Below are 20104 nucleotides of genomic sequence, written 5' to 3'. Positions count from 1 at the left end.
ACAGCGGGCTTCGGTTTCTGGAATTATCCTTTCTCGATGCGTGGTGATATCCTGATGTTGCCGGAAGCGGTCTGGTTTTTCTATGCCTCACCACCCTCAAACATGGCGCTGGTACCCGGTATTCCCGGCTGGGGCTGGAAGGCGCAGGTCGTCCACAGTATGCGTCCGGGCGCTCTGCTGGCGACGTTACCAACAGCGCTGGCCACGGGCTGGGGCCGCCTGAGCCGTAATAGTGCGCCCGCGGCCCGCTGGCTCCAAAGACTGAGCGGGACGCAGGAAGCACTACTTGATACTGATATGACCTGCTGGCATACCTATACCCTCGAATGGTATCCAGAGGTCGCCCGCTTCTGGATTGATGGTATTCAGGTCCTGAATGCGCCCAATCCACCCACGCGTGCCCTCGGCTTCGTCGCCTGGCTGGATAACCAGTATGCCGTGGCCACGCCACAGGGCATCCTGCGCTTTGGAGCCATCGCGACCCACGATCAATGGTTCGCCATTGATAGTATCCACATCACGCCACGCTAAAAAAGGTTCGCCCTGTGAAGGAGCGAACCTTGATGTATATGTGTTGTAGCCTGACACAATTATTCTTTGTCCGCCAGTGGCAAAACTTCATCAATAATGCCATACTCAATGGCTTCCTGAGCACTCAAGAAAAAGTCGCGCTCAGTATCCTTGCGGATGCGCTCCAGACTTTGTCCGGTATGCTTCTGAATAATGCCATTAATCACATCACGTGTATAAAGGATCTCGCGCGCATGAATATCAATATCGGTTGCCTGTCCACCAATACCACCCTGGATCAGCGGCTGGTGCATATGGATACGAGCATTGGGTAGCGAGCGGCGGCGTCCCTTATCACCGGCCAGCAACAGGATCGTACCGAAGCTGGCTGCATGGCCAACACAGGTCGTAGCAATCGGACAGGGCAGCGAACGCATCGTATCGTAAATGGCCAGTCCTGCCGAGATGACGCCACCAGGCGAACTGATATACAGGTTGATCTCACGCTCAGCACTCTCGGACGCCAGGAATAACAACTGGGCCACAATCAAGTTAGCCATGGTATCTTCAACCATACCATTAACCATAATGATGCGCTCCTTAAGTAAGCGCGAATAAATGTCATAGGCGCGTTCGCCACGGCCAGTATTCTCTAAGACAGTTGGGACTAACACATTGGACATCATATAAGCTCCTTTCATCGGCAAGCTGTTTTTATGCATTGATATCTTGACGCACAAAGTAGTAATAGACATGGGAACCACTCCCCGTCACTCGCTCATCCACCACACTCACCAGGATCCAGCCTTCACGTCCCAGCTCATTCAATTTCTCAGCATCAGGGAGCGCATCTTCTTTCGTGTTAATGGTCACAAGATGGTATTGCCACTGCACCTGTTTCAGTGGTGGCTGTTCATAGATGGTAGGAATTGGTAAGGATGAACGGACTTCAGGGCCAGATAAACCGGGTGTATGCCCAACTGATGGTGTAAAAAACATAGTAATGATCCTTTCTTCTTTTTATAATCCAACTAAGCTTTTTAAGAATTTATGGTGGCTTTGCAGTTCACATCTGGCAGCACTTCTTGCTACACCTTGAATATAACAGGCTCATAGCCTATACTGATAGGGGATATCTATGCTGTTAGCATAGGTCGAATTCTGAACAATGCTCTAAGCATAGGTCAAAATAAATTCTCTGTGGATGTATATTCTGTAGAGGCATATCTATAAGAAGAGGATGGACACCATGGCCGACTTACAAGAAACGATTGGACGCGTCGTACGCCAGGAACGGCAATATCGCAACCTGACCATTAAAGAACTGGGCGAAAAAGCAGGTCTATCAGAAATTTATGTCGGAGAAATCGAGCGTGGCCAAAAATATCCGTCCGCCAAAGTACTGGAAAGTCTGGCGCAGGCCCTGGGACTAGATATGGCCGAGCTACTGGAATTGATGGCCGAAGAGATCCGGCGTGATCGTGAGCCCGAATATACCCGCGTCATCGGCTTCACCGTTCCCACCACACCCGATCAGCCACGCCGTACAGTCATCAAGCGCATCGTCAACATGCTCGACGACGGAGAGATCGAAAGCGTCGCCAATTTCAGCGCCTTCCTCCTCTCCAAACACCTCACCCTCTCGTAACGGCCGCGCTTGCCGCCAATACGTTTCGGTTAGGAGATAATAAAGTACCGGCAGCGCTGGTCGCTGCGATCTGTTGGCGTCCGAACACGCACGCACAAAAAACGCCCTGGTAAATGCCAGGACGTTTTTTGTTGCTCGATACGCACGTAAAGTAGTACGCATGCTACGATACGACGGGCTGGCCTTGTTTGGCGGCTCGGCGTTTGGCGAGGACACTGGTAACCCAGCGATAGAGGAAGATGAAGAAGAAGAGGTAGACGGCTCCCTCTAAATAGCCTCCCATAACATCGGTAAACCAGTGGTCACCTTCGAGCACACGCGAATAACCAATGAAGATGATGTCATAGACAGCATAGAGTTGCAGTGGCAACAGGAACCAGCGATAGCGCCATTCACGCACGGGTCGCAGGAAACTCAGGTAGAGCAGGAAGCCATAGTAAGCGATATCGTGCTCGGTATGTCCGGAGGGATAGGTTGGAAATGGGACCAGCGGGGTCATGAGACGGATATGATCAACCTTCGGATTTGGTCGTGGGCGAGCAACCAGATCATCGACCAGCACATTAAGTCCAGCCGAACTCATCACGGTAATCACCAGAAAAATAGCCGATTGCAGCCACGTCAGTGGGGATTTTCCACGCAGTTTGGTGATCAGCGCCATGATCAGCATGAAACCTAACCAGGCACCCAGCGCGATCTCAGATGGCAAGGGATTGTTGAGAGTGCTGGGAAAAATCAATATAGCATTGATATATGCGGGCAATTGGAAACCCTGAACCGTGTGGGTCGCGTTTAGATCGATAGGATAGGGTTTAGGGTGCCCATGGATAATGAAGCAGGAAATGATAAAGGCGATGAGTCCAATACACCAGCAGATAAACTGAATGCGATAGCGCCGCATCGCATCCGGGCGATCTTCACCGCCGGCGGTCGTTTGAGGCGTCGGCCGCTGTATTCCCTTGGGATTAGTTGTTGAAGACATTGTTATCCTCATTTTTCTTTTTTTTGAGATGAATAAATCTATCTGCATAGATTACGTTCTGTTGAGGTCAACCGGATACAATGTCAGCAGCAAAAGACAACCTACAGGTATTAGCTGCAAGTTAATTCACCAAAAAGGTCATGGCCCGCCTGCTTCAGGACGGTGATGGCTCGCTCAAGTTGCTGCTCTTTAAGCAGAATGTAGTCGGTATCAAAGGTCGAGATAGCAAAAATTGAGATCTGCGCCCGTGCCAGTACTTCTGCCAGCGCGGCCAGAATACCGACCAGCGCAAAATCCAATGGACCCAGAACTTTGATGGCGCGCCATGGCTGCTCACACGTTACGCCCGCAGGCACAGCCGCCACTGGACACACAATCGACAACTCATCCTCGGTAACCGTAATCGAAAAGAAACCCTGGCGCGACAGCGCCCACCCCGGAATCGGCTCATCCGCAGCCAGACGACAGATCGCCAGCGTCAACGGCACAATAGTTAGCTTCATAACAACCTCACAAATATCACAAAAGTAGGTTCGATTGTATCAAATGACCAAGAAAAGAGAAAATGTAGGTTCGGGTCTTGCACCCGATTGGCTCCCCACGACATCCTTCCTTGATCACGATCAAGCCGCTTTATACCTCGCTCCACATCCATCTCGCCTCCAAGGAGATCCCTGCTCGTAGTAATGCGAGATTCGCGTGGGGGAACCAATCGCCACAAGGGCCAAATCTACAGCTTTATTTATAGGCGTGGATCAACGGGTTCGCTTTCGAGGGCGAGGACACCGAAGACGCATTCGTGGACGCGTCGTAGTGGTTCGCGATGGACAAAGCGTTCAAGGGCTTCTATTCCCAATGCGAACTCACGCATAGCAAGCGAACGTTTAGCACCCAGACCACGTTTACGCAGGCGCGTCAGATTTTCTGGCACATCATACTCCAATCCGTAGATGATGCGCAAATACTCTGAGCCACGACACTTGACGGCCGGCTGTAAGATGCCACGTTTGCCAGTGGCAATGAAATCAAAGGGTTTAACCACCATGCCCTCACCACCATGTGCGGTGACCTGTTGCCACCAATTGATGCCCTGCTCAACACTGAGAGGATCATTAACATCCACTACCAGATAAGGCGTTGCCAGCAGGATCTTTTCGTCGGCGCGACAGATCTCGGCCAGGGTCTGCATATGCCAGACGTGATCTTTATCAATATACAGTTTGCCCTCGGTAGCTAGCAGATGGAAAGGAGCCAGTTTCAGGTCGTCAATACTGTTGACGGGCCAGCAATACTGACAATACGCATCCACATAGCGCCGAGCTAAGCCCTGACGTTGCCGATAACTATCCAGTACCGCATCGATGTTTTCACTACCATTGCTACGCGCCTGCTCCAATGCTAGCAAGGTTTGATCCAGGGATGTACGCGAGGCCGCGCCAACGGCAGCATACTGCTTGAGGACCAGGGATTGAGCTTTGACGGACCAGGGTAAGAGTTCGCAGTCCAGGCTGACCCAGTCGGTCTCGAAGCGTTCCCAGAAGTTGGTGGCCGTCAGGGCTTGCTGGACACGCTGCAGGAGCGCCGCTTCCAGTTGCTGATCATCAAAGAAACGACGACCAGTACGCGTATAGCAGATGCCGATACCCTCGTTGATGACTCCAAACCGGCGTTGCACCGCCTGTTCATCCCGGCAGACGATCACAATCGCACGTGAGCCCATATGCTTTTCTTCACAGACAACGCGCTCGATCCCTTCTTGACGATAATAGGCAAATGCTTCCTCAGGATATTCAAGCAGTCCGGCTTGCTGCGTGGTTTCACTCGGCGACATCGTCGGCGGCAGATAGATCAATCATTTGGGATTGGCCGCAAAGCGACTCATCACCTCCAGGGCAGCGATGGCATTCTCTTCGCGGATCGTGATCCTGGGCTGCAAACGGGTCTGCACCAGTCGCTTACCAATCACATCCTCAACATCCAGCACCTCATCATGGGACTGCTGGGCCGAAAGAACGTCGGGCGCCTCGACAGGTTGTAGTGGGCGTACAGGCTCACAATAGACCTGCTGGGCCGCGACCGCGATCAGTTCTTGCTCAGGATAACGCAGAGCAGTCAGTTGTCCACCAAAGACACAGCCAGTATCGATATTGATAGTATGGTTGAGCCAGGCAGGCGTGGGAACTGGCGTATGGCCATAGACCACCATGGCACTCCCACGATAATCGGCGGCCCAGTTATAGCGAATGGGCAGTCCAAACTCATCGGTCTCGCCAGTCGTCTCACCATACAGCGCAAACTCACGCACAGCCCGTGAGCCACGACCCTGCATACTTGCTTGCAGTCCCGCATGAGCCACCACCAGTTTACCCGCATCCAGCACAAAGTGGCTGGTCAAACCATCCATAAAATTGATCACGCGCCGCTTAAAGTCCTCTGGCTCCTGCTCCAACTGCTGCAAGGACTCCACGATACCATGCTTTAGCGAGACATCTTTGCCTTTCAACTTACGCAGTAGCTTGACATCATGATTGCCCGGCACACACAGCGCCACACCAGACTCCACCATATCCATCACCAGGCGCAACACGGCTGGCGTGGCAGGCCCACGGTCAACCAGGTCACCCAGAAAAACAACTTTCCGTCCCTCGGGATGTCTGACCTGAAATTGTGACTCAGCCTGCTCATCGCGCTTGATCTCATAGCCAAGTTCCTGCAACAGCATTGACAGTTCAGCAAAACAGCCATGCACATCGCCAATAATATCAAAAGGACCATGCTCATGCTTCAAGTTACTATAGAGCCGCTCACGCTCGATCTGCACGTCAGCGATACGTTCTGGAGTAGAGAGGGTATAGATGTTATGGAAACCCTCGGTCTTCAGATTACGCAGGGATTTACGCATCTGGTTCAACTGCTGCCGCACCACATGTGGTCCAAACTGTCGATCAGATCGCTCACGGTTGCGCTCCTGACAAATCTTTTCGGACAGATCAAAGACAATCGCGGTCAGCAGACAATGATATTTCCGGGCTAGCGCAACCAGCGCTTTACGCGACTCTGGCTGGACATTGGTCGCATCAATTACCGTCAATTTACCGGCCGCCAGACGCTTCGCCGCAATAAAGTGCAGGACCGCAAAAGCGTCTGCGGTAGCCGCCTGATCGTTCTCATCGTCAGAAACCAGGCCACGACAATAATCAGAAGAAAGCACCTCGGTCGGCTTGAAATGCGTACGCGCGAAGGTCGATTTACCTGAGCCAGATGGACCAACCAGGACAACGAGCGAGAGTTCAGGAATAGTTACTTTCATATACTTCTTTTTTATACCTCAGACTCTATAGTAGCGCTACTGCGTGCGAAAACGGCCATCTGTGAAGGGGCTCCCACCTCGGCATCCTCGGTCCCGATGGGCGAGAAATCTACCTGATAGCCAGAGCGCTCGGCAAGCGGCCGGGCCCAATCCTGAAATTGTGTGCGTGTCCATTCAAAGCGATGATCCTGATGCCGGAACTTGCCAGCCTCCAGCGTCTCGTATTTCACGTTATACTCGGCATTTGGGGTCGTAATAACGACAGTATCTGGATGCGCAAACTCAAAAAGCACCCGCTCAAATGCACTCAAGCGCGCTGGATCCAGATGTTCGATGACTTCGATCACGGCTGCAGCATCATAACCTTCCAGGCGCTTATCCCGATAGGTCAGGGCACCATGCAACAGGGTAATTCGCTCACGCTGGCGCGGCGCCATACGCTCCATGTGTAAACGCTTCTGCGCCAATTCCAGGGCCTTATACGAGACATCCAGTCCCAGGATATGCTCAAAACTTTTCTCTTGTAAAAGCTTCTTCAGCAAACGACCCTCACCGCAGCCCAGATCCAACACGCGCCTGGCGCCACTCTGCTTAAGAATATCCAGAGCCGCCAGCAAACGCTGCTCATGCAGACTTGTCCGCTTCTCAGCAGCCTGGGCCGCCTCAGCCGTGATAGGCTCAACTTCAACGGTACTTCCAGAGGCAGTAACATCCACGCCATCAGCCTCGATAGTGGCAGCCGACTCCTCTTCGGCTAACACTTCTTCTGCCACCAGACGCTCCAGGGCATCGCGAGTCAAATTATGCTTATGGCGCAGATAGTTATAGGCGATGTTCCGACGCTCAGGATGTCCCTGCAGCCAACCACTGCCACGCTTTAATAACTTTTCTACCTCATCATTGCCAATCCAGTAATGCTTGGCATTATCCAGCACTGGAATTAAAACATAGAGATGGGTCAGCAATTCGCTCAAGCGACAATTGGCCTTGAGGGTAAGCGTAAAGTATGGGCTGGCACCCCATTCAGGATGTTCTTCATCCAGACTATGCTGTATTATCTCGACCTGATAGCCCAGTGGCTCAAAAAGTTTCCGTAGCCATTCTTCTCCACCACGCGAGGGAATAGCTGCAATTTTCGCCTCCAGCGGAATAGCCGTCGTCACTAATTCTGGACGCTGCTTACAACGACCATTGAGGGCCGTACCAAAGACATCAGCCAGCGCAACGCTCATAAAAGAAGAGGCAACATAGGGCCGATCGTTAACATACTGATCCATCGAGATAGAACTATCCTTGCTGCGCACCAGGTCGACAGTATTAATATCCAATAGCAGCGCAGCCGTACAGCGCTCGGCACTCGCCTCGGGATAAAACACGTGCGCTTGCCCGAAATTCAAAGTAAAACTCTGCAAGCGAGCAGGATTTTTATGCAACAGATAGCCAAGATCCGTGGCTGGTTGATGTGTGGTTGAAATCGTCAATAACATAGCTGTGCTGACCCATTTCTACAAAAAATGTGTGCTTTACAGGTGATAGTTATGCTGTTTTACACGTAAAAACTGAATGCATTATAACAAAATTGAATTCATGCGTATAGTGGAATGAAGGCTCCCAATGTAGCGGCAGGTCTTGCACCTGCGACCGGTTCACGTAAGCCATGTCTCTCAAACACGTAGTCGTGTGGAAGACGAGCGCATCCAAGCGTGCTACGTGTGCCTGGTCGGACGCCGACAGGTCGCAACGACCAGCGCCAATACGTTTCGGTTAGCGAGACGTAGAGAGATGGTTCGACGTGACCAGCAAGTCATATGTACGTCGAGAGGGCGCCACACGCGGAGGCCGCCCTGCTGCGTTTGCGCAGGCCAGCGTGCAAGAACGATGCGCAGTGCGGTGGCGCCTCCAGGGATCGTGGGTGCCGTGCCGTTGCCTGCTCGCACAGCAACGTGGTAGAAGAGCGCGTGGATCCTCGTACCAGTGCGCAAAGGATCACGAAACACGATCCGTCTCGGTGGAGGCGTCACAGGCATGCGATGCTCGTTGAGCCCCTCGCTCCACCATCACGCCGCATGCCGGCCTCCGCGTGTGGCGCTCTCTCGACGTACGATTTGCTGCTTTTCTGCACAACGTCTTTCGCAGCCACAAAAATCGTTAAACGAAAAATATTGGCGACCAGCGCTGCCGCTACGACAGAACACCCACTCCGTTACAATAGGGGGCCGGCGTCGCCGATGAGGTGAAAGGCAGCCCAGAAGTAGGGGTGGATGCGATAAGGCTGGGGTGAAGCGCGGACGCGGGCAATAAAGATGCGCTGGGCATAGGCCAGGGCGGCGGCTTTGCTGGCTCCCTGCAAGAGAACCTGGTAGAAAATCGCCATCAGTTCGGCGCTACTGGCATCGTCCACTTTCCAGAGCGTTGGCAACAAGGAGGCAGCGCCCGCGTAGAGGAAACCACGGCCCAGTCCCATCACTTCGTCAACACCGCCCACGACCGCTCGTCCGGTCTCACAGGCGCTGAGGACAAGTAATGAGCAACGCGCGAGGTTCAAGTTAAATACCTCAATGGTGCTGAGCTGACGATCGGCAAGTTGGATATGCGAAAAATTCGGCGCATCCAGGCGAAACAGACCATGGGCCGCGATATGCACGATCGGACTGGCCGGACCACGATCCCATAGTAAAGAGGTGGTGGCCGCCTCGTTGAGCGCACAGGGGACCTGCAATTGCTGCGCCACCGTCTGCGCCTCCTGAATGGCATAGGCTAAGCGACCACTATCCGATAAGCCCATCACCAGCGACTTATAGAGGGGAATATGCTGGGACAGGACGGACTGGCCGCGCTGGCGACAAATGGACATCAGACTGGCTGAGGGCAGATAGGAAAGCTCGGTCCGTTCGATGACGAACTGTGTGCCATCATACAGGCAGTGGAAAGGAATGTAGTGCAGCATCCCATAGGGCACGATGGTCAGGTGCTGGCAGCGATCAATGTCCGCTGCGATAGGTGCCAGCAGGAGATCATATAAACGCTTGAGCAGACCCAGGCTATTACCCTGCAGGCTATGAAATGCCTGAGCCTGCTCACTGGTCGCGGCCGCGCGACCGGAGAGGTCCAGGTTCGTGCGCCAGAGTGAGTAGAGCCGCTCTAACTGAGGGACCGCCCCGGGCACGCTACACATGGTCACTGTATCGCGGGTCAGTTGAAAAATATAGAGATCCTGCTCGGTCAGATAATATTCAACCAGCAGCGTGCCGGGCTCTAGCTGTCTACCCAGCATGGAAGCCGAAGGATCCGACCAGTTGGAGCGGGGACGCGATACCAGAGGTCCAGCGGAACGCAACTGGATCTGCTCAAATAGTTGCTCAATGCGCCGCTCGCGCCGCTGCATCTCCTGCCGGGCCGTAGCAGGATCAACCGAGCGGATGCGCATAATCGCGGTATCGCTTAAATTCGCTTCATCCTCGGTATGATAGACAATCGAGCTAAACCAGGCCTGCTCCTCACGCGCCTTGACCAGCGCATCCAGGATATCCTCACTGATGCGGTCATCATTGCGCACGCGAATATCGATGTTGTGGCGTAGATAGTCGCCCAGTACCCGCGACTTGGCCTTCTCAACATAGGTCAGGGCCTGCTCCAACTCCCCACGGTGCAGGGCCAGAATAATGCCACGCTGATAGATATCTCCTTTGTTTTCCAGGAAACTGGTGCGCTCATCCAGAACCAGGCGGCTCTGCACTTCATCAATACCCTGGATCGCGCGATCATAATATGCGGCCGCCCCGGCCAGATCAGCGCGCTGTTCCGCCAGTTGTCCGAGCAGATCAAAGCAGCGATACTGCAAATCCAGCAAACCCTGTCCCTGAGCGACATCCAGGGCCTGCGAACAAAGATCCTCGGCCGTCAGAATCTCACCCCGGGCCTCGGCGATCCGTCCCTGGAGCAGGACCGCCTGGGCGAGGCGCGGCAGATCTTCCTGTTCGGCAAAGATGTCGGCAACGTACTCGACCTCAATGGCGCTGGCATCGATCTGCTGATCGGCGAAATAAAGCTCGGCCCGCTGTAGACGCGCCAGGGCTGCAAGCCGATTAAAGCCACCTTCTTCTAGCAGACTACTGGCCTCGCGCAACATGGCCTCAGAACCGCGGATATCATCTAACAGGATAGCCGCGGCAGCCTGCTGCATCAAAGAACGGGCCAGATAGTGAGGTTGAGCGGGGGCGCGACGGAAATACTCGATCGTCTCTTCGGCCAGGTCATATGCCTCAAGCGCCCGGTTAAGCCGCACCAGACACAGGCACATCTGCTGTGCGACCTCATAGGCAGCAAAAGTAATCTCATGGCGCTGAAAACGCTCACGGCTCTGATTATACAGCAGCAGAGCCCGGCTATAGTGACCCTGAGCCGCCGAGATCTCAGCAATATTCAGCTCTTCACGCGCCACCGCGATCTCTTCCTGATCACCATAACGCGCAAACGTGGCACGAGCCTGCTCATGCAAAGCTTCCGCCTCACGGAACTTCCCCTGGGCTGCCAGCGTCAAAGCCTTATTACCCTGCGCCCGCGCCAGATGCAGATCCACATCCTGTCCATGTAAGAGATAGGTTTCAATGGCCCGGTCAAACAGGTGAAGAGCCTGTTCATAGTGACCCAGCTCATAGTTAAAAATAGCCGCATTCGCATCGATCTGGCCAGCACGCATCAACTTGCCATGGCGCATAAAGATCACCCGTGCAGCCTCAGCATCCCGCAATGCCTCACTGGCACGATTGAGGCCAAGACAGGCATTGATACGTCCAAAACGGGTACGCGCCCAGCTCACCTCGTCATTGATCGAAAGAAACTCATCACCAGCAGCATCAAAAAACGGCAAGGATTCCTGGTTACGGCCCAGGCGGCGCAGAGCATCACCACGCGCCATCAAACCAAGGGCATGGTAATACACATTTTTGGTCAGATCTCCAATCAGTAAAAGATAGCCAGACAATAGCAACGAGCGCTCGGCATCGATATTCCAATGGTGATCGGCCTCTTTTTTCAGGGCATAGACCAGCCGATCAAGGGCAGTGGAACTGAAAAAGGGCACATGGTCCTGCAACAATTGCCGACCCTGTTCCTCATTCATCCCGACCACAGCGGCTACCAGATCCTGAGGGGTCATATATTCAACAACTATTCTATTATTCTTGGTTAGAAAGGGACAACTGATCCACGACAACGGTGCCTTCGGGCAATTGCACTTCCAGGGTATACACCGCAGGCTCAAGCGCCGAGAAAATCAGATTACCCAGTTCATCGATCTGCTGCGTTTGCGTCACGCCCTCGGCGGTAAGCAACCGGGCGGTAGTTCCCTGTAATGCATCCACGGCCGTTCCCTGTCGCGTTACAAAGCCAATCAACTGCAGCGTGCCACTGGACTTTGGACCGCTCTCCAATTGCAAGGAGATCGTCACATCTTGTGCCGCATAGGTACGCGGCCAGGTAATATCCTGGCGGGTAACGCTACGCTGATAGGCCAGTCCTGGTTGGGGCGGTAAGAGCAGCGCAGCGATACGCCGCACGCCCGAAGCGGCCTGACCAAGTGTACGTTTGATCTCTTGCAATGGCTGCCGACTCCCCTGTGGCGCTGCCTGCCACGCTTCCTCGCTGGCGACCGTATAAGCAGGCACCAGTGGCTCTACCGCCAGAAAGTTTGTCAGCGTAGCCAGTTCAGCGCTACAGAGCACACACAGATGCAGATGTGTCTGCACCATTAACGTCACATCTCCATCCAGCATACCTAACAGGTAATCACCGAGAACCTGATTCGGAGGGCAATCCCAGCGATAGAGTCTGTGAGTCAGCTTGCGCTCTACCTGCCGGTAAGAGGCCAGCTGAGACGAACATTTTTGACAGCGCGCAAGGTGCTCAACAACCGTGGGCCGCACTTTTTCGCCCTCAAGGTAGGCGATGAGCTCGTCATCGCGAATAGCACCTGGTTCACTACACTCCATGACATTCCTCTACACCAACAAAGGATACAGGTTCAGCACCAGTCTTCTTTGTCTATACACTTAAAAAAAAGCAGATTAAGCTACTACTCCATCGCCAAACTTCGTGTGATGGGTTGTGCGCCCGCTACACGGGCGGGATGGGGGGAGATGCCGGAGCACAGCCCCCGATCCCCCGGTCAAGGGGCTCGCCGCTTGATCATGCCCCCGGCATGCTCGCCTCCCCATCGCATGATGTCTGACAGACTACTACTACTATCGGATAAGTGCAAACAGCCATACTCAGCAGGCTCGTTGTCTTTCTGCTTCTTCAAAATAAACGAGTTCAAACCCAGTTTTCGGACTCGTTTTTTATCTTTTCTTGATATCAGCATAGCTTAGCGCCGAAAAAGGGTCTGAAGTCGGCGATTGCGACGCAAACGCTCCAGTACATTACGTTTAATACGGTAGACATCGTCAACCGATGCAAAGTAACGTGGATGCAGGCTACAGATCTCCCCCGGCTTCATCCCATGCACATACGCTTCATAAATAAGGACGCGCTCCTCCTCGCTATGGACCTCCTGCAGAATAATTTTCCACAGATCCTGTGCGGAAAGATTTGCCACCACATCATCGGCCGGATCATCACTGGCAGGCTCATGCTCAATGGATTCCAGTGTGTCTTCATACTGGCGTGATTGGCGCACGCGCACTTCATCGGCAACCACACTATGGACACACAGCTTGAGATATTTCAATATGGCAGCCAGGGTTTCAAAGTTGCCAATTTTCGTAGGGGTAAGCGCCTGAGCAAATTTAGCGAAGGCCGCATTCACCAGAGGAGCCCCACCATCCTGGCCCAGGATTGGGTGGCGCTTTGATGCTGGCTTATCCATGTCAGAACCAACGGCGCATATTGCTGATAGAGGCTGGCCCAGGCCTCATCATCCCGATACAGGATGGCACGACGAAATAGCTCAAGGCAAAAACGATCGTTTGAGGCGCTCTGCTTCAGAAATTTGTTGGTCTCTTCAGAACAACAACGAGCCAATTCACTGATTGGAAGTAGCTCAATTTGTGGTGCGCTGTCACCCGATCCTTCCAGATCGCGCGATGATCCAGACGATCGAGAGGGGTTGTGAGACTCCATCGACATAGCTCCTGCTTCCAGACGACTACATATTTTCGGCTCAGACGGCTGAACGTGCTTATGCTATAGCATTGGATAGAGAAGGATACACATTTTTCTAAGCACGCAACCGCATCGCGAAGATGTTTTCACCTATTATCGCACTTTTAAGGTCTGATAGCTATATATCTGGTCTCTCACGGTTGTACTCTCGTTCTAGTACTCTGTCAGACATCATGTGATGGCGAGGCCGGGATGCAAGGGGCGGCCAGCCCCAATACTTTTCGTTTAACGAGTTTTGTGGCAACGAAAGACGTTGTGGAGAAAAGCAGAGAATCATACGTGGAGAGGGCGCCACACGCGGAGGCCGGCATGCGGCGTTCTCGTGGAGCGAGGGGCTCAACGAGCATCGCATGCCTGTGGCGCCTCCACCGAGACGAATCCTGTGTCGTGATCCTCTTCGAGAAGGATCCACGCGCTCTCCCACCACGTTGCTGCGCGAGCAGGCCACGGCCACAGCACACACGATCCCTAGAGGCGCCACCGCACTGCGAGTCGTTCGAGCACGCTGGCCTGCGCAAACGCAGCAGGGCGGCCTCCGCGTGTGGCGCCCTCTCCACGTACACCTTGCTTGCTGGTCACGTCGAACCATCTCTCTACGTATCGCTAAACGAAAAGTATTGGCGGCCAGCCCCGGATGCAAGGGGCGGCCAGCCCCATAGGTGCGAACGTAAGCACAATAGTACTTGAACAACGAAAAAAGAGGCCAAACACGGTCTTTCTCTGGTATCGTTACAAAAAACCAAAACGTGACGAAGGAGAAACACCATGTCAAGCCGACCTCATCATACGCAAAAATGTCTCACAGAGCAAGCCCTGGGCCAGATCAATGATGCTGGATGGCAAGAAATCCTTGCGCTCTTACCACCAGATGTCAATGAACAAGCCTTTACCCATCAAGCCTTTACACGCTCCAATGGGTTGCGTTGCCCAACCGATTTGCTGCGTGGCATCTTTGCCTACGTCTTTTGCTTCCGCTCGTTCCGCGAGCTCGCTGCCTGGGCTGTGAGCACGAGACTGAGCACCAATGGAGACCGCTCGTGGGCCAAACGGACGCATCAGTCCTCAGATTGGTTGCTCTCGATCGTACAAACCCTGGTGGGATCGAGCGAGCCAGAAAAGGCTCTGGATCTGCCTGCGGGCTTCACCGGATGCATCCGTCTGGTGGATGCTACCCATCTGCGCACCTGGAAGCGCTCGGGCGAAAGTCGCCGATTGCACTGCAGTTATGAACTGCTGAGCAAACGGCTCGACCAGGTCGTGCTGACGGATCACCATGTGGGCGAAGGGCTCAAGCACTTTCATGGACAACGCGGAGACATCGTGGTCGGGGATTGTGCCTACTGTCGTCGACAAGCAATCCTCGATCAACTCGATGAGGGCGTTGAGGTCGTGACCCGATTGCATTGGTCCTCGATGCCCTTACTTGAGGCCGATGCTCAGACGCCGTTTGATCTCTCTGGCTGGTTGACCCACGTGGAGCCAACGGGCAAGGGAGAAGCCAACGTCGTGTTCCAGGTGCGTGGCCGTCAGCAGCCGATGCGTCTAGTGGCCGTTCATCTGAGTCCAGAAGCAGCCAAGCGAGCGCACAGCAAGCGAAAGGAGAAGGCCCGCAAGAATGGGCGCACCAACCAGGCATTGACGATTCAGATCGCCGATTGGTTGGTGGTACTTACCTCGCTGTCAGCGGATCATTGGTCAGCCGAGCAAATCCTGTTGCTCTATCGGGCGCGTTGGCAGATCGAACTGCTCTTCAAGCGCATCAAGCAATTGGTGCGTTTACACCGCTTACGCAGTGATGATTTGCAAAGTAATCAAGCGGTACTTGCAGCCATGCTGGTCGGCTGGATCCTCTTGGAGCGGCAGGTGAGCCAGGCACGCCGCGAGTTGCATGAGCAAGCGAGAGGGCGCGTGGCGGGGCCGATGAGTACCTGGGCGCTGTGTGCCGTCTTTGCTCAAAGCCTGCACACGATGATCCTGGGTACCTGGACCTGGTCGCACATCCAAGCGTCACTCTCCCAGATGCAGCCGGTCGTGCGGTATCATCCGCAAAACCGTGTGCATCAGGAATCTGAAGTGGTCACGCAACTAGCCCAGACGCTCTATCTGGCATCGGCTTGAGGTCTTTTTCGTTGATTCAATTGTTCAAGTACTGCTTACGTTCGCACCTATGGGCGGCCAGCCCCTTGACTGGGGGATCGGGGGCTGTGCCCCCGGCATCTCCCCCCCTCTCGCCCGCGTAGCGGGCGCACAACTCATCACACGAAATTTGACAGCATACTAGTATGCTGTTATTTATGCTACAATCAATAAAAAGAGCTCAGTAACTGAATATCTCGTGGTAAATAAACACGCTCTCTTTCGTGGTAATATAGAGATAAGAGCACATAAAAAAGCAAGTTCTATTACTGACCCTTCACTTATGAGCCCATTCTTTGCTAAAAACACCATCTAAGTTACATACCAGTATGAATACATGTGCTTATAATTTCATTATATGAAATTCTTTTTCAATAAAATTTCCTCTAACCAGTAATACATTTTAAGCATAATTATATTATAATATGCTCAACATTTATTTACGCGCACTGAATCACAAATGTGAAACCTATCTACCTTAAATCATTGAGAGAATAAAGGATAATAGTACCGCCGATTAAGTCATTTTACTTAGTAAAATGGAAAAATTGTCACAATCGTCGTTCTTTATGCTATGCTTGTACAATATTTTGACTATAGAAGACCTTAAAAATTCCGAGGCTTAGGACGGAGCATGATGCCGATGCCATTAAAACGGGGTACCCCTACTGATCAGTTAACGAATGTATTGCAAGTAATTCAACTTGGACGTAAAACTGGCCAACTCTCTGTTGAACGTGGAGAAGGACCACAAAGAGAGTGGGGCGAAGTTACGTTTTCCAATGGCCATATTACTGCGGCGCAAAGCGGCCAACTCGACGGGCAGACAGCATTAGCCTGGCTGAGGACCTGGGGTCCATGTCGTTTTGTATTTGTCAGTACACAAACCGATCGGATCACGGGGCCAATGGCACATATCTCGGGACCCTCATCAATGCCATCACCGCCACCAACGAGCCAATCAGATTTTTCTGCTCAGCACTTAACTGATCCCAATCAACGTGCAATGACAGGCCCTTTAAAGGCGGTATCCTCGCCTGTAACGCAGGGACCGCGACGTACCAGCGCAGCCGATGCTGGTCTGAAACGCTTAACACAGGCAAATCTTTCACGGTTGCATCGGCATCTTTACCTACTCATTGACGGAAATCGATCTTTCATCGAACTTGTACGCCTGATGGGGCGCCAACCTGGAGAAGTACAACAAATTCTGCAAGATCTGGAAAACATTGGGATTATCCAATTCCCCTAATAGCAACAAAGGATACAATTATCTATGGCACAAAGAAATAAACAAGCACACAAACGAACCTGGTTTTCTTTGCCACAACGCATCTCGTTCGGCTATGTTTTAGCCGCGGTTATCCCACTTCTGCTGGTGATTGCCTTTATCTGGACCCAGACGCGCCCAACGTTGATTACCCAGGCAAATGGATCGATGACCAACGATGCTCAAACACGTGTTCAGTTGATCGACACCTATTTTCGCGAACGGAAACTCGATGCACTGGCCCTGACCCAGGTACCCAGTGTACAGACATTTCTGGCAGTCACCCCCGCCGATGATCCATTCTATCGGAATGATCTGCTCCATGCGACCTACGCCCTGCAGGCTGGTCTGGCTCGTAATGCCGATTATGAGTATTGGTCACTTTTTAGAGCCAATGGAGATCTGATCCAGTCCTATCCAGCGGGTGTGCCCAAACATGGGAACAGTTATTTTACACCCGATCAATTGCAAATGGTCAAAGCAGGCAAAACCTTTGTCTCGCCAGTTTTTTATTCAAGCGATAAAAAAGAGGCCACAGTCGATATTTATGCCCCGATCGATGCTCAGACACTGACCAAAACACGAGGAAAATTCCTGGGCTTTATGCGCGCCACCTTGAGACTTAATTATGTCTGGAATGAGATCGTCAAAAAGGATGCCAACGTGCATGGTCCGGGCAGTTATGCTTTTATTGTAGATGACAACGGTATCCGCGTCGCTGATACCGATGCCAGGCGTCTCTTTACCTCGATCAAACCACTACAAGATGGCGTTCAGCAAACGATCCTTGATCAACAACGCTATGGGGACAAATCTCAGATCAATGGTCCCTATGATACTGATCTATCCAAACACCTCAATAACACACAACAAACAGATGACTTTATCGCACGTCCAGATGGTGGGCAAGAAGATTTCCAGGTGGTACGCCACGCGACAAGCGAAGTACCCTGGCAATATCTGGTGCTCAGCCCCGTCAATAGTGTCACCGATATTGCTAATCAGCAGACGTTGGATATCCTGGGACTGGCTTTTCTCGCCGCTCTGCTGGTCGCCATCGCTGGTTATTTCGCAGGCAAAGGCATTACGGGTCCGGTCATGCGCGCGGTTGATCGGCTCCGCGGCAACAGCCAATCCCTGAACACACTGGCCCAGAGTCAGCAGGATGCAGCCGGTGAGCAGATCTGGGTGGTAGATTCCTCACAGGTTGGTTTGCAATCGGTCCAGTATTATACGGATGCCGCCAAAGCAGCCTCCGAGAAACTGGCCAACACCAGCCAGGGACTCAAACAACAGTGGGGCCATGTCTCGCAGCGTCAAGCCGAGCAGGCGTTAGATGAGATTATCAGTTCCTCGAAATATCTGACCAACGCGCTCGAATACCAGTATTCCAGTAACCAGAAACTGGCGACAGCCCTCAAAGTCGCCACGCAGGTGACCGAACAGCTACACGTAGGTGCAACCTCAGCGACCGAAGCCGCCGAACAGCTTGAACAAGTCGTTCAGGAACTGCGCTCAGTGGTTGGACGCTAAACACCAACTTCTTTCATAAGGAAGAGGTGAACAGACATTACATAAAAGGATAATGACAGCACATAGCAAAACATGCTAGAATGTCATTATCCTTTATTTTTTTCATGGGAGTAATATCGATGAAGCTAATCGGCTCGATTAAACAGGTACAGATCCAACGCTTTAGTTTAAAGTTCGGCCAGAAGCCACACGTAACCTATAATCCCTCCCCCATCCAGGTCGTCGAGCAGCTTCAACTCACCTCAGACGGCGTGGTAGGTATCATTGATGGTCCGACCGCCATCATCGATATTCACAATATCCAGCATCCCACCACCCATCACAACGGCGGCAACAACGGCATCTCCTTTAACTTTACCGCCCACTATCAGGAGATCAGACAGGCCTATGGTGAGCATGTCTATGATGGGTGCGCCGGCGAAAATATCTTGATTGAAACCGATCAACACTATCGGCTAGCAGACCTGGGAGCCGGACTCATCATCGAACGCGCACAGGACCAGCAGCAGGTAGAACTCTACAACCTGAGCTGTGCCGTTCCCTGTCTGGAATTTAGCCACTTCGTGTTACATCGTAAAGAAGAGCCCGGCAACGAACAGATCAAACACGCTCTGCAATTCCTGCACCACGGCCAGCGTGGCTTCTATGCCTTAGTCACTGAAGGCCCCACCAAAAACTTCATCCAGGCCGGCGACCGCGTGTATAGCGCTGATTGACCAACCAGATATCCAGAATACACATAAAGGGGTTGCGCTATAAAGCAGGTTGCCGGTGAGGTATCATTGCTGATCTTTTTCCATGGACCTCTTCTCAAGCCGGACAGGCTTGTTTCAACGAAGTAGGATTTCCATTTGCAGATGTCGACAGGTCAAGAGTGCAAATTAAAACAAGACAACCTAAACAGCCCATTCATATACCAATGAAAGATCATGCTCAATTTATTTGCAAATAATAGATTGACTAATCCCTTGTGCATGTATCGCAGAATCTTTATAGATAAAAGAAATAATAACTGGTTCTAATGATGAAGAAATTGTTCCTTGTGCGATTACAACAAGATGTCCTCCAGAAACCAGCGTTCCACCTGTAGGTGATAATTTTATTTTTAATAAAGATTTATCAGTAATTCCACTTTGAGAGTACACCTGGGATACCCAAAGTAAATCTCTCCCCCCTGAATTGTATAACTCAAACTTTTGATTTATCTTCGAGCAATCTAGGACAAGTCCAGTATTTGGTGTTACTTCTAATTTAGGTGGCATTAATGTAGCAGTAGGGGTTGTGGATATATGGACCGTTGGAGTATTGCTTCCATTGACTGGCGGCGTACTTGAACACGCAACTAAAATTAAAGTAAAACAAAAAAGTACACACAATGAAGCATGACGTTTCATATATTTCTCCTTTTTATTGCATCCTTAACAAGAGCTTATTTGAAAAATGATTAGTCCAGCACCAATGACACAAACACGACCGTCGGAAGTCAGCAATGAATAGTGAAAACACATCCGTCCCCTCATTCCTGAGCAACCTTCACATCATAAAGGTGGAAGA

The 20104-nt window shown here is 52.2% G+C and carries 18 protein-coding genes and 1 pseudogene; 7 read left to right on the top strand and 12 right to left on the bottom strand.

Annotated elements, in window-relative coordinates:
• The first annotated feature begins 36 nt into the window (after positions 1-36).
• The gene (locus KDW_RS30380; RefSeq protein WP_151759638.1) at positions 37-531 is read left to right on the top strand and encodes a hypothetical protein; all 495 of its coding nucleotides are present in this window, start codon (positions 37-39) and stop codon (positions 529-531) included.
• Positions 532-590: 59 nt separating this feature from the next.
• On the opposite strand, the gene KDW_RS30375 is transcribed toward KDW_RS30380, so the two are convergent.
• Both KDW_RS30375 and KDW_RS30370 read right to left on the bottom strand, forming a co-directional pair.
• Positions 591-1193: an ATP-dependent Clp protease proteolytic subunit gene (locus KDW_RS30375; RefSeq protein ID WP_151759704.1), complete on the bottom strand. Its 603-nt coding sequence runs from the start codon at positions 1191-1193 to the stop codon at positions 591-593.
• A 31-nt stretch (positions 1194-1224) separates the two neighbouring features.
• A complete protein-coding gene (locus KDW_RS30370; protein ID WP_198925723.1) occupies positions 1225-1509 on the bottom strand; it encodes a hypothetical protein in 285 nt (94 codons plus the stop codon).
• Between the two features lie 250 nt (positions 1510-1759).
• On the opposite strand from KDW_RS30370, the gene KDW_RS30365 reads away from it, so the two are divergent.
• The gene (locus tag KDW_RS30365) at positions 1760-2158 is read left to right on the top strand and encodes a helix-turn-helix domain-containing protein (protein WP_162005761.1); all 399 of its coding nucleotides are present in this window, start codon (positions 1760-1762) and stop codon (positions 2156-2158) included.
• A 163-nt stretch (positions 2159-2321) separates the two neighbouring features.
• Here KDW_RS30365 and KDW_RS30360 read toward each other — a convergent pair whose 3' ends face one another.
• From KDW_RS30360 to KDW_RS30320, 9 genes and pseudogenes are all read right to left on the bottom strand, one after another.
• Positions 2322-3140 carry a phosphatase PAP2 family protein gene (locus KDW_RS30360; RefSeq protein ID WP_162005760.1) on the bottom strand — a complete coding sequence of 273 codons (819 nt, stop codon included), beginning with the start codon at positions 3138-3140 and terminating at the stop codon, positions 2322-2324.
• Positions 3141-3250: 110 nt separating this feature from the next.
• Positions 3251-3643, bottom strand: a complete 393-nt coding sequence (locus KDW_RS30355; RefSeq protein WP_151759635.1) for an ACT domain-containing protein — start codon at positions 3641-3643, stop codon at positions 3251-3253.
• A gap of 239 nt (positions 3644-3882) precedes the next feature.
• Positions 3883-6450, bottom strand: a pseudogene (locus KDW_RS36350) (polynucleotide kinase-phosphatase).
• Between the two features lie 11 nt (positions 6451-6461).
• Positions 6462-7937 (bottom strand): 3' terminal RNA ribose 2'-O-methyltransferase Hen1, encoded by a 1476-nt coding sequence (locus KDW_RS30345; protein WP_151759634.1) that lies wholly within the window; start codon positions 7935-7937, stop codon positions 6462-6464.
• Between the two features lie 219 nt (positions 7938-8156).
• Positions 8157-8477 carry a hypothetical protein gene (locus KDW_RS30340; RefSeq protein ID WP_151759633.1) on the bottom strand — a complete coding sequence of 107 codons (321 nt, stop codon included), beginning with the start codon at positions 8475-8477 and terminating at the stop codon, positions 8157-8159.
• Between the two features lie 176 nt (positions 8478-8653).
• A complete protein-coding gene (locus tag KDW_RS30335) occupies positions 8654-11608 on the bottom strand; it encodes a CHAT domain-containing protein (RefSeq protein WP_151759632.1) in 2955 nt (984 codons plus the stop codon).
• 19 nt (positions 11609-11627) lie between these two features.
• Complete coding sequence (locus KDW_RS30330; protein WP_151759631.1) at positions 11628-12440, bottom strand: hypothetical protein; 813 nt, start codon at positions 12438-12440, stop codon at positions 11628-11630.
• A gap of 374 nt (positions 12441-12814) precedes the next feature.
• Entirely contained in the window at positions 12815-13315 is a 501-nt protein-coding gene (locus tag KDW_RS30325; protein ID WP_151759630.1) for a sigma-70 RNA polymerase sigma factor region 4 domain-containing protein, read from the bottom strand.
• Positions 13252-13569 carry a hypothetical protein gene (locus KDW_RS30320; RefSeq protein WP_151759629.1) on the bottom strand — a complete coding sequence of 106 codons (318 nt, stop codon included), beginning with the start codon at positions 13567-13569 and terminating at the stop codon, positions 13252-13254. Before KDW_RS30320 ends, KDW_RS30325 begins: the two co-directional genes overlap by 64 nt.
• A 392-nt stretch (positions 13570-13961) precedes the next feature.
• Here KDW_RS30320 and KDW_RS30315 point away from each other — a divergent pair, with 392 nt between their 5' ends.
• The 5 genes from KDW_RS30315 (at position 13962) to KDW_RS30295 (ending at position 19266) form a co-directional block, all read left to right on the top strand.
• On the top strand, positions 13962-14270 hold the full coding sequence (locus tag KDW_RS30315) for a hypothetical protein (RefSeq protein WP_151759628.1): 309 nt from the start codon (positions 13962-13964) through the stop codon (positions 14268-14270).
• 106 nt (positions 14271-14376) lie between these two features.
• A complete protein-coding gene (locus KDW_RS30310) occupies positions 14377-15729 on the top strand; it encodes a transposase (RefSeq protein WP_151756115.1) in 1353 nt (450 codons plus the stop codon).
• A 661-nt stretch (positions 15730-16390) separates the two neighbouring features.
• Positions 16391-16999 carry a DUF4388 domain-containing protein gene (locus tag KDW_RS30305; RefSeq protein WP_162005759.1) on the top strand — a complete coding sequence of 203 codons (609 nt, stop codon included), beginning with the start codon at positions 16391-16393 and terminating at the stop codon, positions 16997-16999.
• A gap of 24 nt (positions 17000-17023) precedes the next feature.
• On the top strand, positions 17024-18550 hold the full coding sequence (locus KDW_RS30300; protein ID WP_151759626.1) for a PDC sensor domain-containing protein: 1527 nt from the start codon (positions 17024-17026) through the stop codon (positions 18548-18550).
• Positions 18551-18669: 119 nt separating this feature from the next.
• Positions 18670-19266 (top strand): MOSC domain-containing protein, encoded by a 597-nt coding sequence (locus tag KDW_RS30295; RefSeq protein WP_151759625.1) that lies wholly within the window; start codon positions 18670-18672, stop codon positions 19264-19266.
• A gap of 222 nt (positions 19267-19488) precedes the next feature.
• On the opposite strand, the gene KDW_RS30290 is transcribed toward KDW_RS30295, so the two are convergent.
• Complete coding sequence (locus KDW_RS30290) at positions 19489-19944, bottom strand: hypothetical protein (RefSeq protein ID WP_151759624.1); 456 nt, start codon at positions 19942-19944, stop codon at positions 19489-19491.
• Positions 19945-20104: the final 160 nt, after the last annotated feature.

The organism is Dictyobacter vulcani, assembly GCF_008974265.1.
GTDB lineage: Bacteria > Chloroflexota > Ktedonobacteria > Ktedonobacterales > Ktedonobacteraceae > Dictyobacter > Dictyobacter vulcani.
Note: the sequence above shows the minus strand (reverse complement) of the source record. Positions and strands in the feature narration are given on the sequence as shown.

Bases quoted from the DNA above. Each gene is read 5' to 3' on its own strand.
- KDW_RS30380 (WP_151759638.1), top strand. From the start codon at position 37: ATGCGTGGTGATATCCTGATGTTGCCGGAAGCGGTCTGGTTTTTCTAT.
- KDW_RS30375 (WP_151759704.1), bottom strand. From the start codon at position 1,193: ATGTCCAATGTGTTAGTCCCAACTGTCTTAGAGAATACTGGCCGTGGC.
- KDW_RS30370 (WP_198925723.1), bottom strand. From the start codon at position 1,509: ATGTTTTTTACACCATCAGTTGGGCATACACCCGGTTTATCTGGCCCT.
- KDW_RS30365 (WP_162005761.1), top strand. From the start codon at position 1,760: ATGGCCGACTTACAAGAAACGATTGGACGCGTCGTACGCCAGGAACGG.
- KDW_RS30360 (WP_162005760.1), bottom strand. From the start codon at position 3,140: ATGTCTTCAACAACTAATCCCAAGGGAATACAGCGGCCGACGCCTCAA.
- KDW_RS30355 (WP_151759635.1), bottom strand. From the start codon at position 3,643: ATGAAGCTAACTATTGTGCCGTTGACGCTGGCGATCTGTCGTCTGGCT.
- KDW_RS30345 (WP_151759634.1), bottom strand. From the start codon at position 7,937: ATGTTATTGACGATTTCAACCACACATCAACCAGCCACGGATCTTGGC.
- KDW_RS30340 (WP_151759633.1), bottom strand. From the start codon at position 8,477: ATGCCTGTGACGCCTCCACCGAGACGGATCGTGTTTCGTGATCCTTTG.
- KDW_RS30335 (WP_151759632.1), bottom strand. From the start codon at position 11,608: ATGACCCCTCAGGATCTGGTAGCCGCTGTGGTCGGGATGAATGAGGAA.
- KDW_RS30330 (WP_151759631.1), bottom strand. From the start codon at position 12,440: ATGGAGTGTAGTGAACCAGGTGCTATTCGCGATGACGAGCTCATCGCC.
- KDW_RS30325 (WP_151759630.1), bottom strand. From the start codon at position 13,315: ATGGATAAGCCAGCATCAAAGCGCCACCCAATCCTGGGCCAGGATGGT.
- KDW_RS30320 (WP_151759629.1), bottom strand. From the start codon at position 13,569: ATGGAGTCTCACAACCCCTCTCGATCGTCTGGATCATCGCGCGATCTG.
- KDW_RS30315 (WP_151759628.1), top strand. From the start codon at position 13,962: ATGCCTGTGGCGCCTCCACCGAGACGAATCCTGTGTCGTGATCCTCTT.
- KDW_RS30310 (WP_151756115.1), top strand. From the start codon at position 14,377: ATGTCAAGCCGACCTCATCATACGCAAAAATGTCTCACAGAGCAAGCC.
- KDW_RS30305 (WP_162005759.1), top strand. From the start codon at position 16,391: ATGCCATTAAAACGGGGTACCCCTACTGATCAGTTAACGAATGTATTG.
- KDW_RS30300 (WP_151759626.1), top strand. From the start codon at position 17,024: ATGGCACAAAGAAATAAACAAGCACACAAACGAACCTGGTTTTCTTTG.
- KDW_RS30295 (WP_151759625.1), top strand. From the start codon at position 18,670: ATGAAGCTAATCGGCTCGATTAAACAGGTACAGATCCAACGCTTTAGT.
- KDW_RS30290 (WP_151759624.1), bottom strand. From the start codon at position 19,944: ATGAAACGTCATGCTTCATTGTGTGTACTTTTTTGTTTTACTTTAATT.